The sequence below is a fragment of the Ruegeria sp. YTSA108 genome, from assembly GCF_059610185.1.
On sequence record NZ_JBXWND010000001.1, the window covers coordinates 230,756 to 246,765 of the forward strand.

Below are 16,010 nucleotides of genomic sequence, written 5' to 3' on the forward strand. Positions count from 1 at the left end.
GTCTTGGCCTAGTCTAACCCAATGGCATCGAAAATACCCACTGTTTGCTTTCAACGACTTGGGTCACATTCTTGATCCAGCAAAACCCTGCAGCACCCAGTTCTACTTGCACTTTGAGGGCTGAATGGTATTGAGCGGCCATCTGCCTGTAATCCAAAGGAACAACACCCGTGGACCTGACTGCGCTGCGCAATGCCAACCCCGAACACTGGGACAAAGCTGCGGCCATCCGCACATTGACCCTCGACGCCGTCGCCGCCGCCAATTCCGGCCATTCCGGTATGCCAATGGGCATGGCCGATGTCGCGACCGTACTGTTCGAAAAGCACCTGAAATTCGACGCCTCGGCCCCAAGCTGGCCCGACCGCGACCGGTTCATCCTGTCCGCCGGTCACGGCTCGATGCTGATCTATTCGCTGTTGTATCTCACTGGGAACGCTGACGTTACGCTGGAACAGATCAAGAATTTCCGTCAGCTGGGCGCAAAAACTGCAGGTCACCCCGAGAACTTCCTTGTCAACGGGATCGAAACAACAACCGGCCCGCTGGGTCAGGGGATCTCGAACGCCGTTGGTTTTGCCATGGCCGAGGAAATTCAGCGCGCTCATTACGGCAAGAAGATCGTAGATCACTATACCTATGTCATCGCGGGCGACGGCTGCCTTATGGAAGGCGTTAGCCAAGAGGCCATCACGCTGGCCGGCCGTCACGAGCTGGGTAAGCTGATCGTGTTCTGGGACAACAACAACATCACCATCGACGGCACGGTCGACATCGCTGACCGGACCGATCAGGTGAAACGTTTTGCCGCCTCGGGCTGGCAGGTCATCGAGATTGATGGTCATGATCCGCAGGCCATCGACGAGGCCATCACCAAGGCGAAATCGTCAAACAAGCCGACCATGATCGCCTGTGAAAGCCATATTGCTTTGGGTCACGCCGCGCAGGATACCTCGAAAGGCCACGGCGCCCTGACCGATCAGGAACAGCTGAAAGCGGCCAAAGAGGCCTATGCCGCCCCGCATGGCGCCTTCGAAATTCCGCCAAATGTCAAAACCACCTGGGAAGCAATCGGTTCCCGCGGCGCGGCCGAGCGGTCTGCGTGGGAGGAGCGTTTCGCGCAAATCTCTGAACGCAAACAGGCCGAGTTCAACCGCTCTTATGCGTTCGAGGCACCCAAAAAACTGGCCGGTGCCATCCGCTCGTTCAAAAAGCAGATGTCGGAAGATCAGCCCAAGTTGGCCACCCGTGCCTCGTCCGAAAAAGTTCTGAATGTGGTCAATCCGATCATGCCGGAAACTATTGGCGGGTCTGCTGACCTGACCGGTTCGAACAACACGAAATCGGCCGATATGGGCGTGTTCCTGCCGGAAAACCGCAAGGGTCGGTACATCCATTACGGTATCCGCGAACACGGCATGGCCGCCGCGATGAACGGTATGGCGCTGCATGGCGGCATCCGTCCCTATGGCGGTACCTTCATGGCGTTCACCGACTATGCGCGGCCCTCGATGCGGCTTGCAGCGCTGATGAAGATACCCACGGTCTTTGTGATGACCCATGACTCGATCGGTCTGGGCGAAGACGGCCCGACCCACCAGCCGGTCGAGCATCTGGCAATCTCACGCGCGACACCGAATACCTATGTGTTCCGTCCGGCGGATGCCGTTGAAACAGCGGAATCCTGGGAACTGGCGCTGACCTTCAAGGACAGCCCTTCGGTCTTGTCTCTGACCCGCCAGGGCGTGCCGACCGTACGCAAGGATCACAAAACCAAAAACCTGACTGCACAAGGCGGCTATGTTCTAGCCGAAGCCGAAGGCAAGCGTCAGGCAATCCTGATCGCAACCGGTTCGGAAGTGTCGCTGGCGATGGAAGCCAAGGCGATGCTCGAGGCCGAGGGCATTGGCACGCGCGTCGTGTCGATGCCATGCATGGAACTGTTCGCCGAGCAGGATGAAGCGTATCGCAAGCGGGTTCTGCCCGGTGGAGCCGTCCGTGTCGGCATCGAGGCCGCCGTCCGCGCCGGAGGCTGGGACCGCTGGCTGCTGGGTGAACGCGGCCGTGACGCCAAGGCAGGCTTCATCGGCATGTCGGGCTTTGGCGCGTCTGCCCCCGCTGATGAACTGTACAAACATTTCGGCATCACTGCCGAGGCCACAGTTGCAAAGGTCAAGGAATTACTGGAGCTGTAATTCCCAATTTCAAACATCAAGCGAAGGGCGGCCATGCGCCGCCCTTTTCGTTTTCTGATTAATGCGTTTCAGATTTCCGAGACAAAATCGGCGCGACCACTTTGGTTGCAATCGGGATCAGCACGAACCCCCAGGCCAGTCCGAAAATGCCATCCATCGTGGCTTTGGAAATCCACTCCACGGCACCTTCCCATTGCGCCGAAACCGCATGCCCGGCTGCATAGGCCATGTCATGGATCTGATGTCCCAACCAGCCAAAACCCAGAACCTCTAGCCCGTGAATGATGATCGAGCCGCCAACCCACAGCATCGCAGCTGTGCCGACAATCGACAGCACTTTCATGACAACCGGCATCGCCTTAACCAATCCACGCCCCAATCCGCGCCCGATCGGCGTTGGTGCGTTCCGCGCCAGGAAAAGGCCCACATCGTCCATCTTCACGATCAAGGCGACCGAGCCATAAACGGCCAGGGTCACACCTAGTCCAACAACGGCCAGCGTTGCCGCCTGCATCCAGATATTCGGTGCTTCGATGGCGGCAAGGGCGATTGTCATGATCTCGGCGGACAAGATGAAATCGGTTTTGATCGCCCCCTTGACCTTCTGCTCTTCCAGATGGCCCGGGTCTTTGACCTTCATATCTTCGTCTATAACGTGGCTGCCATGAGGGAAAAGCAGGTGAAATATCTTTTCTGCCCCTTCGAAGCACAAATAGGACCCGCCAAGCATCAACAAGGGCGTTATCAACCAGGGTGCAAAATTGGCCAGCAACAAGGCGACTGGCAACAGCAGGATAATCTTGTTGAAAATCGAGCCGCGCGCAATGCGCCAGATGATCGGCAATTCCCGCGCCGGGGCAAAGCCCTGCACATATTTCGGAGTAACTGCTGCATCATCGATGATCACGCCCGCAGTCTTGGCCCCGGCCTTGCCGGCGGCAGCGACCACATCGTCCACTGACGCTGCAGCAACCTTTGCTATGCCAGCAACATCATCCAACAGTGCCAACAAACCACTCATGCGTGTTTCCTCTCATCTCACCTGTCGCCAGGGGACCCTACCCGATCCGACGGCTAGCGCAAGCGTTAGCGCAACCGGCGAAGGTTTGCGCTAACACGTTAAGAATATGTCACTTTTGCCCTTTTGAGAAAGCGTCTGTGCCGCTATATGCCCCGCAGAGCAAGCGCATTTTTGGAGACGTCAGATGACCATCAAGGTCGGCATCAATGGATTTGGCCGTATCGGCCGCTGCACCCTGTCGCATATTGCGGCATCGGCCCGCAACGACATCGAAGTGATCAAGGTCAACGCGACCGGCCCATTGGAAACTACCGCCCACCTGCTGAAATACGACAGCATCCACGGCCGCTTTCCCCGCGATGTTTCGATCGAAGGCAACACCATGGATTTGGGCCGCGGCCCAATGGAGGTGTTCTCGACTTACGATATGAACGAGCTTGATTGGGAAGGTTGTGACGTCGTTTTGGAATGCACCGGAAAATTCAACGATGGCCTGAAAGCCAAAACGCATCTGGAACGCGGTGCTCAGAAGGTTCTTTTGTCTGCGCCAGGCAAGAATGTTGATAAAACCATTGTCTATGGCGTGAACCACAACAGCCTGGTTACTGAAGATAGAATGGTTTCGAATGGCTCTTGTACCACGAACTGCCTTGCTCCGCTTGCCAAGGTACTGGACGAAGGTATCGGGATCGAACACGGTATCATGACTACGATCCATGCCTATACCGGCGACCAGCCGACACTGGATCGCCGTCATAGTGACCTGTATCGCGCGCGCGCTGCGGCAATGTCCATGATCCCAACTTCAACAGGTGCAGCCAAAGCTCTGGGCGAAGTTCTGCCGAACCTGAAGGGTCGTTTGGACGGCTCGGCTATCCGTGTACCAACACCAAACGTTTCTGCTGTCGACCTGACTTTCCATGCGGCGCGTGACGTGACTGTCGAAGATGTTAATGCCATCGTTCGTGAAGCATCACGGGGATCAATGCAGCGCGTCGTGGGCTATGAGCCCGCGCCGCTGGTTTCGACCGATTTCAATCATACCGAAGAAAGCTCGATTTTCGCACCAGACCAGACACGGGTCGTTAACAACCGCATGGTTCGTGTTCTGGCTTGGTATGACAACGAATGGGCCTTCTCGGTTCGTATGGCAGACGTCGCCGTTGCCATGGGACGGCTTAACTAAAACGCCGTAGAAATGTTGTACCTTTACACCCGCTCAGTTTATCTGGGCGGGTGTTTTCATTCGGGGCCAACATGACCAATCAAATTGCTATCTGGCTTGGCATTCTAATACTTGGCTGTCTGCTAGTCGATTACGCAATGTTCGGCTCTGAGAACCTGATCTTCCTGGGAAAGAAACTTTACACCTTCCTGGACTGGCTCGCCTTCTGGCGCTGACAGAGGTTTTTCTTGACTTTTTCCTTGATCTAGCTTTGTTAGCGCTAACTTTGCAATAACAGACACCCAGACGGAGCAGACCATGACACTCAAGTTGGCAATCAATGGATTTGGACGGATCGGGCGCGGTGTTTTGCGGGCCTTGATGGAATCTGGGCGGACCGACGTTCAGATCGTGGCCATAAACGATTTGGCCAAGCCCGAAATTAACGCGCATCTCTTTGAATTCGACAGTGTGCATGGACGTTATACAAAGCCCGTTTCCCTGACCGACGCCGGTTTGGATGTCGGTGCAGGCCCGATCCGCCTAACCAGCGAACGCGAGCCTGAGAAACTCGATTGGTCCGATATTGACGTTGTTCTCGAATGCACAGGCGTGTTTCGCACGCGCGAAGCCGCGGCGCGCCATTTTGACAACGGCGCCAAAAAAGTTCTGATTTCTGCTCCTGCCCGCGGGGATGGTGCGGTCAAAACCATCGTCTTCGGGGTAAATGACCATGAACTGTCCGTCGAGGATACGATCGTTTCGAACGCATCCTGCACGACCAACTGTTTGTCACCCGTTGCTGCGGCGCTGGACGAGGGTTTGGGCATTGTCCACGGAAACATGACAACCGTTCATGCCTATACAGCCAGCCAACCAGTTCACGATACCGCCGGAAAAGACCCGTATCTGTCACGCGCGGCTGCATTGTCGATGATTCCCACCACTACGGGGGCAGCCTCAGCCGTAGGTCTCGTATTGCCCCAGTTGGCAGGTAAATTGACTGGACAGGCAATCCGTGTACCCACTCCGAACGTCTCGGTTGTGGATCTGGTGGCCGAAGTGTCGCGCCCAACAACCGAAGAAGAGGTCAACCAGTTGTTCATTGATGCCGCGGCCAATATTCCCGGTGTCCTTGCCGCGGAAAGCCGCCCACTAGTGTCGATCGACTTCAATCACGACGCACACAGTTCGACCGTATCTTTGGCTGAAACCAAGGTGACAGACGGCACGTTGGTCCGGGTGCTGGCCTGGTACGACAATGAATGGGGCTTTTCTAACCGGATGCTGGACACGGCGGCCGCGATGGGCGCGCTATCCTAAGCGCGCACGCAGCGCGTCATTTACGCGGGGCGTGACGAAATTCGACACGTCCCCGTTCAATCGCGCGATCTCTTTCACCAGTTTCGAGGCAATCGCCTGATGGCGGGCCTCAGCCATAAGGAACACCGTCTCGATCGAGTCGTCCAATGCGCGGTTCATACCGACCATCTGGAACTCATACTCGAAATCCGCAACAGCACGCAGGCCTCTGACAATGACCTGAGCACCTACGTCGCGGGCACAGTTGATAAGCAGGTTTTCAAAAGGATGGGCGACAATTTCAGTTCCGGTCTGTTCGGAAAGAAAGGAACATTCGGCTTCGATCATCTCGACCCGTTCTTCCAACGAAAATAACGGCCCCTTTTCCCGATTGATCGCCACCCCAATCACGAGCTTGTCAACCAGAGCGGCCGCGCGACGGATGATATCAATATGACCCAGGGTGATCGGATCAAATGTTCCGGGATACAATCCAACCCTCATTGCCGCCTCCTGCGCAACGAAATTTCTGCGCAAGCAAACATAACTTGGCTATGGGTGCAAGTAGTTGCGTCGCGTTTCTATGGGCTTAATGGCCCATGATCATGCCTTCCAATGCGTCTTTTTCCATTGCCAGTTCGGAAAGCTGTGCTTTGACAACGTCGCCTAGGGTAACAATGCCAACGAGGTTACCGTCCTCAACAACCGGCATATGGCGAAAGCGCCCTTCGGTCATCCGCGACATAATATCCTGGACAGTATCCTGTTGCGTCGCTGTCACCAGCTCGCGGGTCATATAAGCGCTTACGGGTTTTGATAGGCATCCGCTGCCGCTTGCGGCCAGTTCGCGCACAATGTCACGCTCTGATAAGATGCCCGATGCGGTCTTGCCGCCGTCTTCTGATACAACCACCGTTCCGATGCGCTTTTCTGCAAGGATTCCTGCAACCTCTGAAACTGTGCGCGAAGGAGCAACTGTCACCACGCCTCCGGTGGCTTTGGATTTCAGAATGGCCTGAACAAGCATTGACGTAACCTCCGAAATAACTTCGTGTTTTCCAAAGCGTTGCCGGAATGAAATAGCCTGTCAAGGTGAAGCTTCAGCCTCAAGCCGCTCAACTTCATCGCGAATTCCTTGGGACAGGGCCTGCGCGAACCGATTCAGCCGCTCGTTTCGTTGGTCACCTTGATGTCGGACCAGATGAAAACTGCGTGTCAAACTCACTTGATCAACCAATATTTTCTTCAACTTCGGGTGAAATGGCAGTGTGAAATCATGCGCAATGCAGATCCCTGATCCCTGCGAAACCTGCCGCAGTTGGACAGAGACCGAATTCGAGGCCAACGCGACTCGGTCAACACCCAGATCGACCAGATAGTCCAATTCGCGGTCGAATATCATATCAGGTATGTATCCGATCATACGATGCCCCCCTAACGTGCTGATGGAATGAACCGCCGGGTGATCGGCAAGGTATTCCTGCGTTGCGACAAGATGAAGTTTGTAATCGGTAATTTTCTGTACAAGCAGTTTTCCAGCGGTCGGTGCGCTGACGGTCACGGCCATATCGGCTTCACGGCGCGAAAGGTTGATGACGCGCGGCAAGGCCAGAATTTGTATGTCCAGATTGGGATTGGCGTCACAAATCTTGCCACACACCTGCGGCAACAAGTAGTTCGCACACCCGTCCGGTGCGCCGATCCGGATTTGTCCGCTCAACCTCTCAGATGGTTCAGCCGTGGCGCCTGCTGCAGCGCGCATCGCCTCTTCGGCTTTTAGACCGTGGTCCATCAAACGCTCACCAGCTGAGGTCAGCACATATCCCTGCTGCGATTTGGTGAACAGCGGCGCATCCAGAGACGCTTCCAACCGCGCTACACGGCGTCCGACCGTAGCCGGGTCAATCCGAAGTAATCGTCCCGCCGCCGAAAGGCTTTCTTCGCGGGCTACGGCCAGAAAGACCCTCATATCATCCCAATTAGGTGTCACGCTTCACCTTTGCAATTTTGCAAAACACCTTTGGGACATTGCCTCTGTTCAAGCCATTTATGCAAGCCTATTCTGCGCGCAGACCTTCGGAGGAATTCGCAATGAACGAACTGTCCCATTTCATCAACGGTGAGAATGTCATCGGCACGTCCGGCCGATATGATGACGTGTTCAACCCCGCTACCGGCGAGGTACAGTACAAATGCCCGATGGCAAGTGCTGCCGAGACCACAGCAGCCATTGCTAGCGCTGCAGCCGCACAACCGGCCTGGGGTGCAACGAACCCGCAAAAACGCGGGCGCGTGATGATGGCGATGGTTCACCTGATGAACCGCGACATGGACAAGCTGGCCGAAGCGCTCAGCCGCGAGCACGGCAAGACGATCCCTGACGCGAAAGGCGATCTGCAGCGCGGTCTGGAAGTGATCGAATACTGCATCGGTGCGCCGCAGATGTTGAAAGGCGAATTCACCGACAGTGCGGGCCCAGGCATCGACATGTATTCTATGCGCCAGCCTTTGGGGGTTGTGGCCTCAATCATGCCGTTCAACTTCCCGGCCATGATGCCTCTGTGGCATGTGGGCCCTGCTCTGGCCTGTGGAAACGCTGTTGTTCTGAAACCGTCCGAACGCGATCCCTCAGTGCCTTTGATGCTGGCGGAACTGTTCGTTGAGGCTGGTTTGCCCAAAGGTGTGTTCCAGGTGGTCAATGGCGACAAAGAGGCCGTGGACACGCTGTTGGACAGCGAGATCATTCAGGGCGTTTCCTTTGTAGGCTCGACCCCAATCGCGCAGTACATCTATTCGCGCGCCACGGCCAACGGCAAACGCGCGCAGTGTTTCGGCGGCGCCAAGAACCACATGATCGTCATGCCCGACGCCGATCTAGACCAGGCAGCAGATGCCCTGGTTGGCGCCGGTTTCGGCGCGGCTGGCGAACGCTGCATGGCCGTATCGGTTGCCGTCCCGGTCGGAGAGGATACCGCCGACGCGCTGATCGAAAAGCTTATTCCTCGTATCGAGAAACTGAAGGTCGGCCCCTACACTGCCGGCGATGATGTTGACATGGGACCGGTCGTGACCGGTGCTGCCAAAGAGCGCATTTTGGGACTGATCAGCTCGGGCGTTGAACAGGGTGCCAAACTGGTTGTCGATAATCGCGACTTTAGCCTGCAGGGCTATGAAGACGGCTTCTTCGTCGGCCCTCACCTGTTTGACCACGTGACGCCCGACATGGACATCTATAAGCAAGAGATCTTTGGTCCGGTTTTGTCGACCGTCCGCGCAGGATCGTACGAAGAAGCGATTGGCTTGGCTATGGACCACGAATACGGCAATGGCACGGCGATCTTCACCCGCGATGGAGATACCGCGCGTGACTTTGCCAGCCGGATCAATATTGGCATGGTCGGTATCAACGTTCCGATCCCGGTTCCGTTGGCCTATCACACCTTTGGCGGTTGGAAGAAATCCATGTTCGGTGACCTGAACCAGCATGGTGCGGATAGCTTCAAATTCTATACACGCACAAAAACGGTCACCGCGCGTTGGCCGTCAGGCATCAAAGAAGGCGGCGAGTTCAACTTCAAAGCCATGGACTGATTCAAACGAAAGCGGCGGATCCACACAGCCCGGCCACCACTGGCCGGGCTTTTTTCAATACACGGCCAAGTTTCGCTTGTGATGTTCGCTTCACAATAAATTCACTCAACACTCCCTAGGAAATCTGATCAGCAAAACATAAGTTACACGCAGTTTCGCGAGAGCAGTTCCTGAACCGGAGGCCAATTTGTCAGATCCCCGCATGACCCGTCGCTCTGCATTGTTAGGTGCAGCGTCTCTGTTGATGACACCTGCACTGGTGCGCGCACAAAGCAGCGCCGATGCTTTCCCGCTCGACGAAGAGGCGATCAGCACACAGCTCGCTGTGCGGCGGAATGTCTCCTCATTCTCGCACCAGAATTGGCAGGATCACTTCGATGAGTTAGGTGTCGGCTGCCTGCTGGCAGATATCACAAGCCGCGCTGTACACTATTGGGGGGCTGACGGGACGTACAAACTGTACCCCAGCTCAGTCCCTATGAGCGAAGAACTCACAAGGCGTGGTTATACCGAAGTAATACGCAAGCGCGAAAACCCAAGCTGGACCCCGACCGCCTCAATGCGCGAGCGCGACCCGAACCTGCCCATCCGAATAGAAGGTGGCGAGTCCGGAAATCCGCTGGGTACGCGGGCGATGTATCTGGGCTGGCCAGCATATCTGGTGCACGGCACGCACGATACACGCAAGATTGGTCGCCAAAGTTCTTCTGGATGTATTGGCCTTTATAATCAGCATGTTGAAGAATTGTACCCGCTGGTTCAGGTTGGCACCAAGGTCAGATTGGTCTGACAGAACGCCCCGGCCATAACGGCCGGGGTTTTTGCTTGAACACGGTGGTTGCCAATTATTCCGGCAGGATCACCGCATCGACGACGTGGATCACGCCATTGCTGGCCTCGATATCGGCCTGCACAACCTTGGCGCCATTCACTTTTACGCCGTTTTTACCATTCACACTCAGGCGATCACCCTGCACGGTCAGCACTTTGGCGCGCTTGCCAGCGATGTCCCCAGACATGACTTTGGCCGGAACCACATGGTATGTCAGGATTGCGACCAGTTGGTCTTTGTTCTCGGGCAGTAGCAGCGTTTCCACCGTCCCTTCGGGCAGTGCGGCAAAGGCCTCATCCGTGGGGGCAAAAACGGTGAACGGACCGTCCCCTTTCAGCGTATCGACCAGACCCGCCGCTTGAACCGCCGCGACCAGAGTGGTGAATGATCCGGCAGATACGGCGGTATCCACGATATCGGCGGCCTTCGCTTGAACCGGCAAGGTAAGTGCGATTGCGGCGGCGGCGCTCAGGAAAGTACGGCGAAACATATTTGAGATCTCCTATCCAGGTTGTTATGGAAAGGGGTACGGGCGTTTCGCTGCACCGGATCAATTTGGTGTCAGATTTATTTGACCTGAACCCAAATACTTTGCGCGCGCCCATCTTTCAAAAACGGCAGCGCCTCGACCGCATCTTGGCGATCCTGTTGCAAGAAGTATCCAGGCCAAAGCATTGAATATGCACTAGATTGCAACAATGCATGCAACATATATTGCTCGCCCCATCCCGGGCAATCATAGAAGAACCGCTTGGGGTATTCGTAGGGTAGAAAAACATCGTGCACATGGATCACAACGCCCGGTTTTAAGGCCGGTATGATGCGACAGAACAGATGCGCGACATCATTGCTCATCCGGACAACATGGCTGGAATCGATGAACAGGATGTCACCCGCTTCAAGCTGTTCGAAGAGGGCTGGATCGACCTCTTCCAACCGTTTCTGTTCGAATTGATCGACTACATGCGCGATGTCCGCGCGCGGATAGGGATCAATCGCGGTGATTTGCGTCTGCAGCCCGCCATCCAATACAGCCTGCCGTGTCACGCGCGTTGAATTACCGCAGCCAACCTCAATCACCCGCTTGGGTTTGAAACGACGGACCATAAGATACAACGCATCCGCATCTGGGCTGTCATAATACCCGTTGCCGATCCTATACCCGGTTTGATTGCGGGACGGATCTTTCAATGCAGCCAAAGCGGCGGCATGTTCACCATATTCGGCTACCAGCTGCGATATGTCGAAATCGGCCATTCCCGGTGACAACGTATAAGCCGGACGGGTCAGCCCGCCTGCCCTTTCGAACGCCTCTAGCCGGGCGCGTTCGTCCCGTTCGGTAACCTTGTCGATTAGCTTGACGCCAAACCGGTCGAGAACGGCGTTTAGCCGGGGGAATTTCCTGGGTTTCACACAAAGGCTCCGGGGTTCGTCTGAACTTTGACCCGTTCCTTACCGCTGCTTGCCCAAAGACCGCAAGGACTCTGCCGGTAAACACTTGGCAAAAAGCGTATTTCCGTATTCACTGTTTCGCATAAAGCTAGAAAGAGGGCCGCCATGCAGCAGGAATACACGCTGGGCATTGAGGAAGAGTATCTTCTGGTCGACCGCGACAGCCTTGAACTTGCCCAAGCACCCGCTGCACTGATGGAAGCCTGCCAGGCCGATTTTCAGGGCCAGGTCAGCCCTGAGTTTCTGCAGTGCCAGATCGAGGTTGGCACCCGCCCCCATGCGACGATCCGCACGGCCCGAGAAGATTTGAAACGCCTGAGGGCGGGTGTGGCAGATCGGTCCGCCGAATACAATCTGGCCCCGATTGCTGTGTCCTGCCACCCCTTTGCGGACTGGAAGAAACAGCACCACACGCGCCGAGAGCGCTATGACGCCTTGCAGCATGCCCTGGGCGGTGTCGCGCGACGGATGCTGATCTGCGGGATGCATGTGCATGTCGGTGTTGAAGAACCATCCTTGCGGGCCGACCTGATGCCGCAGCTTTCCTATTTCCTGCCGCATCTGTTGGCGCTGTCCACATCCTCGCCCTATTGGAACGGAGAGGATACCGGCCTGTCTTCCTATCGCCTGACCGTATTCGACAACCTGCCCCGCACCGGATTACCACCGGTTCTGGCCAGCTGGTCGGAATATGAACGTACGACAGGCATTCTGGTCGAACTTGGCGTGATCGAGGATACCTCGAAAATCTGGTGGGATTTGCGACCGTCTCATCGCTTTCCAACGCTCGAAACACGCATAATGGACGTGCAGCCTAGGTTGGAGCACACGTTGTCACTGGCTGCAATGGTACAGGCGCTGGTCCGAATGTTGTGCCGTCTGAAAGACCGCAACTTGCGTTGGCGGCAATATGACAGGTTCCTGATTGGTGAAAACCGGTGGCGGGCGCAGCGTTACGGTGTCGGCGAAGGCATGATTGATTTCGGGGATCGATCCATCAAGCCCATGCCGGAACTTATGGGTGAACTGATGGGTATGCTGGCCGAAGATGCCGAAGCACTGGGCACCATGACTGAACTTGCCCGGCTACAGCAAATCGCACAAAACGGCACATCTGCCACGCGGCAACGACGTGTTCACGCCGAAGCGACGGCCAAAGGTGCGGATGCAGGCAGGGCTGTGGTTCAGCATCTGATCGAAGAATTCCATCAGGATTTATGACCTGCCTCATAGTATGATCTAATCGTTTTCGCAATATCCCTGTCAGGAATTGCTGGGCGTGCAAAATTTCTGTAAGAATCAGGAAATAAACACTCGTTCAATTCATCCGGCGACGTGGGAGGAAACCAATGGATTTTGCACCAACCGAAGAGCAAACTGCTATCTTCGATATGGCCTATGAGTTCGGGCAGGAGCATATCGCACCCTTCGCCCGGCAATGGGAGGCAGATGGCACTATTCCCAAAGACCTTTGGCCCCGTGTAGGGGAGCTTGGCTTTGGCGGTCTCTATGTGTCCGAAGATAGTGGCGGTTCCGGTCTTAGTAGGCTGGATGCGACGATGGTGTTCGAGGCCCTTTCGATGGCTTGCCCTTCAGTCGCGGCCTTCCTGACGATCCACAATATGTGCGCCAAGATGTTGGACACATTTGCCGCGGATGAGCTGAAATCGCGGATCATGCCGGATATTCTTAACCTGAACACAGTCCTCAGCTATTGCCTGACCGAACCCGGATCAGGCTCGGACGCAGCCGCGCTGAAAACTCGCGCCGAACGCACGAACGAAGGTTATACGCTGAACGGAACAAAAGCCTTCATCTCGGGCGGCGGATACTCAGATGCTTATGTCTGTATGGTGCGCACCGGACAGGATGGTCCCAAAGGGATTTCAACCCTGTATGTCGAAGATGGCACTCCAGGTCTTAGCTTTGGCGCGCTTGAACAAAAGATGGGCTGGAAAAGCCAACCAACGGCGCAGGTTCAGTTTGACGACTGCAAAGTTCCGGCGGGCAATCTGGTGGGTACAGAAGGTGACGGATTCAAATATGCGATGATGGGCCTGGATGGCGGTCGCTTGAATATTGCCTCATGTTCTTTGGGGGCGGCACAAGCAGGTCTGAACATGACGCTTCAGTATATGTCCGAGCGTCAGGCATTCGGGAAGTCGATTGATCAGTTTCAAGCGCTGCAGTTCAGGCTTGCGGATATGGAAATAGAATTGCAGGCGGCCCGGACGTTCTTGCGTCAGGCGGCCTGGAAACTGGACACGGGCGCACCGGACGCCACCAAGTTCTGTGCAATGGCCAAGAAATTCGTGACTGAAACCGGATCAAAAGTGGTCGACCAATGCCTGCAACTGCACGGCGGTTATGGGTATCTCGCCGATTACGGTATCGAAAAGCTTGTCCGCGACTTGCGCGTTCATCAAATTCTGGAAGGCACAAACGAGATCATGCGCGTCATTGTTTCTCGTCAGATGCTTGCCCAACGCTGAGACCCCGATGCCAGATATTGAAATTCACACTACCGGCCGCGCTGGACGCATCACTCTGACACGCCCCAAGTCTTTGAACGCGCTGAGTTATGACATGTGCATGGCGATAGATACGGCCATGCGCAACTGGCGCGAGGACGAGTCAGTTGACCTGATCATACTGGACGCCGTTGGCGATAAAGCATTTTGCGCCGGGGGAGATATCGCAGAGCTTTATGATACCGGGTGCAAAGGCGACTTTGCCTATGGGCAGACTTTCTGGCGCGATGAATACAGGCTGAATGCACTGATTTTCGAATACCCCAAGCCCGTGGTCAGTTTCCTACAAGGGTTTACTATGGGTGGCGGCGTCGGAATTGGGTGCCACGGAAGCCACCGCATAGTCTGTGAAACATCTCAGATTGCCCTGCCCGAGTGCTCTATCGGTTTGGTGCCGGATGTTGGTGGCTCTCTGATGCTCGCGCTGGCTCCGGGTCGACTGGGAGAATACTTGGGCACAACAGGTCACCGAATGGGCCCTGCGGACGCCATTTATGCGGGCTTTGCCGACCATTTTATCCCCATTGAAGAATGGCCCGGCTTGATCGAACTGCTCGAAGCTTCCGGGAGCACAGACCTGTTGGTCGAGCATTCCCAGACGCCACCCACAGGTAAACTTGAAAAGGTCCAGGCGGAAATCGACGTGCTTTTCAATGGCGAGGGGTTGAACGACATCCTCAACGCGTTGCGCTTTTCCGAGACCCCGTTCTCTGACGCGGCGCAAAAGTTGATGGGCCGCAACTCTCCACTATCCGTGGCTTGTACCATTGAAATGATCCATCGGCTTAAGGCGCTGGATCTGTCGATCCGAAAAGCCCTGGAGATGGAATACCGCTTTACGGCGCGCGCCATGGAACACGGAGACTTTCTGGAAGGTATCCGCGCGCAGATCATAGACAAGGATCGCTCTCCTAATTGGCGTCACCATGGCAAACCTGTTCCCGCCGTGGATATTTCCGCAATGCTGCGGCCCCTGGGCAGCGTCGCCCTGACATTCGAGGAGGATTAAAGAATGAAAATCGGGTTTATCGGCCTTGGAAACATGGGCAATCCAATGGCAGTCAATCTTGCCAATGCCGGGCATGAAGTCGCTGGGTTTGATATGGCCGAGGTGTCGGTTTCCGGTGTTACTTTGACTGGGTCAGGGGCCGACGCTGCAAAAGACGCAGACATCGTCATCACCATGCTTCCGAATGGCCAGATACTTCGATCCGTCGCAAATGAGATCATTCCAGCGATGAATGAAGGGGCCGTCTGGGTCGATTGTTCGACAGTGGATGTCGACAGCGCCCGAGCTGTTGCCGATATGGCATTGGCTGCGGGAGTTTTGGCCGTCGACGCACCCGTCTCGGGCGGTATCGGAGGCGCCTCGGCTGGGACGCTGACATTCATGGCAGGTGGAAGCGCCGAGGCATTCGAAAAAGCCCGGCCCTTGTTCGACATCATGGGGCAAAAGGCAGTACATTGCGGAGACGCGGGCGCGGGTCAGGCGGCCAAGATCTGCAACAACATGATTTTGGGCGTCACCATGATTGCAACCTGCGAGGCCTTCGCGCTGGCCGACAAGTTGGGGCTGGACCGGCAGAAAATGTTCGACGTTGTCAGCACCTCCTCGGGCTATAGCTGGACGATGAACGCATACTGCCCTGCCCCCGGTATCGGCCCGCAAAGCCCGGCCGACAATGGTTATCAACCCGGCTTTGCCGCCGAACTGATGTTGAAAGACCTGCGCCTCAGTCAGCAGGCGGCGGAAAGCTCGGATGCCGACACCCCAATGGGGATGATGGCGACCGAGCTGTATCAGCAATTCGTCGAAAGCGAAGATGGGCTGGGGCTGGACTTCTCGGCCATGCTTCCGCGATTTGAAAAGCGCGGTCGGAACTAGGATGCCCTTGGGCGGCTTCCTGCCCATTGGGTTGAC

At 56.0% G+C, this 16,010-nt stretch carries 16 protein-coding genes; 10 read left to right on the forward strand and 6 right to left on the reverse strand.

Translation table 11 applies throughout. The features are described from left to right. The first annotated feature begins 170 nt into the window (after positions 1-170). Positions 171-2,195, forward strand: a complete 2,025-nt coding sequence (gene tkt / locus AC2FHW_RS01200) for a transketolase (RefSeq protein WP_496821325.1) — start codon at positions 171-173, stop codon at positions 2,193-2,195. Between the two features lie 58 nt (positions 2,196-2,253). Here tkt and AC2FHW_RS01205 read toward each other — a convergent pair whose 3' ends face one another. Then, on the reverse strand, positions 2,254-3,216 hold the full coding sequence (locus AC2FHW_RS01205; protein ID WP_142634015.1) for a DUF808 domain-containing protein: 963 nt from the start codon (positions 3,214-3,216) through the stop codon (positions 2,254-2,256). A gap of 184 nt (positions 3,217-3,400) precedes the next feature. Here AC2FHW_RS01205 and gap (AC2FHW_RS01210) point away from each other — a divergent pair, with 184 nt between their 5' ends. From gap (AC2FHW_RS01210) to gap (AC2FHW_RS01220), 3 genes are all read left to right on the forward strand, one after another. Further along, positions 3,401-4,402, forward strand: a complete 1,002-nt coding sequence (gap, locus tag AC2FHW_RS01210; RefSeq protein WP_142634017.1) for a type I glyceraldehyde-3-phosphate dehydrogenase — start codon at positions 3,401-3,403, stop codon at positions 4,400-4,402. A 71-nt stretch (positions 4,403-4,473) separates the two neighbouring features. Beyond that, a complete protein-coding gene (locus AC2FHW_RS01215; protein WP_185956611.1) occupies positions 4,474-4,617 on the forward strand; it encodes a hypothetical protein in 144 nt (47 codons plus the stop codon). A gap of 82 nt (positions 4,618-4,699) precedes the next feature. Then, positions 4,700-5,704, forward strand: a complete 1,005-nt coding sequence (gene gap / locus AC2FHW_RS01220; protein WP_496821326.1) for a type I glyceraldehyde-3-phosphate dehydrogenase — start codon at positions 4,700-4,702, stop codon at positions 5,702-5,704. Here gap (AC2FHW_RS01220) and coaD read toward each other — a convergent pair. The 3 genes from coaD to AC2FHW_RS01235 all read right to left on the reverse strand — a co-directional run bounded on the left by coaD (position 5,696) and on the right by AC2FHW_RS01235 (position 7,673). Beyond that, a complete protein-coding gene (gene coaD, locus AC2FHW_RS01225) occupies positions 5,696-6,187 on the reverse strand; it encodes a pantetheine-phosphate adenylyltransferase (protein ID WP_142634021.1) in 492 nt (163 codons plus the stop codon). The genes gap (AC2FHW_RS01220) and coaD overlap by 9 nt on opposite strands. A gap of 85 nt (positions 6,188-6,272) precedes the next feature. Next, the gene (locus AC2FHW_RS01230; protein ID WP_142634023.1) at positions 6,273-6,710 is read right to left on the reverse strand and encodes a CBS domain-containing protein; all 438 of its coding nucleotides are present in this window, start codon (positions 6,708-6,710) and stop codon (positions 6,273-6,275) included. Positions 6,711-6,770: 60 nt separating this feature from the next. Next, positions 6,771-7,673 carry a LysR family transcriptional regulator gene (locus AC2FHW_RS01235; RefSeq protein ID WP_496821327.1) on the reverse strand — a complete coding sequence of 301 codons (903 nt, stop codon included), beginning with the start codon at positions 7,671-7,673 and terminating at the stop codon, positions 6,771-6,773. A 101-nt stretch (positions 7,674-7,774) separates the two neighbouring features. On the opposite strand from AC2FHW_RS01235, the gene AC2FHW_RS01240 reads away from it, so the two are divergent. Both AC2FHW_RS01240 and AC2FHW_RS01245 read left to right on the forward strand, forming a co-directional pair. Beyond that, on the forward strand, positions 7,775-9,274 hold the full coding sequence (locus AC2FHW_RS01240) for a CoA-acylating methylmalonate-semialdehyde dehydrogenase (protein WP_496691299.1): 1,500 nt from the start codon (positions 7,775-7,777) through the stop codon (positions 9,272-9,274). Between the two features lie 202 nt (positions 9,275-9,476). Further along, positions 9,477-10,064 (forward strand): L,D-transpeptidase, encoded by a 588-nt coding sequence (locus tag AC2FHW_RS01245; RefSeq protein WP_496821328.1) that lies wholly within the window; start codon positions 9,477-9,479, stop codon positions 10,062-10,064. Positions 10,065-10,119: 55 nt separating this feature from the next. On the opposite strand, the gene AC2FHW_RS01250 is transcribed toward AC2FHW_RS01245, so the two are convergent. Together AC2FHW_RS01250 and AC2FHW_RS01255 are read right to left on the reverse strand one after the other, a co-directional pair. Beyond that, entirely contained in the window at positions 10,120-10,596 is a 477-nt protein-coding gene (locus AC2FHW_RS01250; RefSeq protein WP_281972158.1) for a fasciclin domain-containing protein, read from the reverse strand. Between the two features lie 77 nt (positions 10,597-10,673). Next, positions 10,674-11,519, reverse strand: a complete 846-nt coding sequence (locus AC2FHW_RS01255) for a class I SAM-dependent methyltransferase (RefSeq protein WP_496821329.1) — start codon at positions 11,517-11,519, stop codon at positions 10,674-10,676. A 144-nt stretch (positions 11,520-11,663) separates the two neighbouring features. On the opposite strand from AC2FHW_RS01255, the gene AC2FHW_RS01260 reads away from it, so the two are divergent. The 4 genes from AC2FHW_RS01260 (at position 11,664) to mmsB (ending at position 15,974) form a co-directional block, all read left to right on the forward strand. After that, on the forward strand, positions 11,664-12,779 hold the full coding sequence (locus tag AC2FHW_RS01260) for a carboxylate-amine ligase (RefSeq protein ID WP_142634035.1): 1,116 nt from the start codon (positions 11,664-11,666) through the stop codon (positions 12,777-12,779). Positions 12,780-12,907: 128 nt separating this feature from the next. Further along, entirely contained in the window at positions 12,908-14,050 is a 1,143-nt protein-coding gene (locus AC2FHW_RS01265) for an acyl-CoA dehydrogenase family protein (RefSeq protein ID WP_142634037.1), read from the forward strand. A gap of 7 nt (positions 14,051-14,057) precedes the next feature. Further along, the gene (locus tag AC2FHW_RS01270) at positions 14,058-15,098 is read left to right on the forward strand and encodes an enoyl-CoA hydratase/isomerase family protein (RefSeq protein WP_281972159.1); all 1,041 of its coding nucleotides are present in this window, start codon (positions 14,058-14,060) and stop codon (positions 15,096-15,098) included. Between the two features lie 3 nt (positions 15,099-15,101). Next, the gene (mmsB, locus tag AC2FHW_RS01275) at positions 15,102-15,974 is read left to right on the forward strand and encodes a 3-hydroxyisobutyrate dehydrogenase (protein WP_496679606.1); all 873 of its coding nucleotides are present in this window, start codon (positions 15,102-15,104) and stop codon (positions 15,972-15,974) included. The last annotated feature ends 36 nt before the right edge of the window (positions 15,975-16,010 follow it).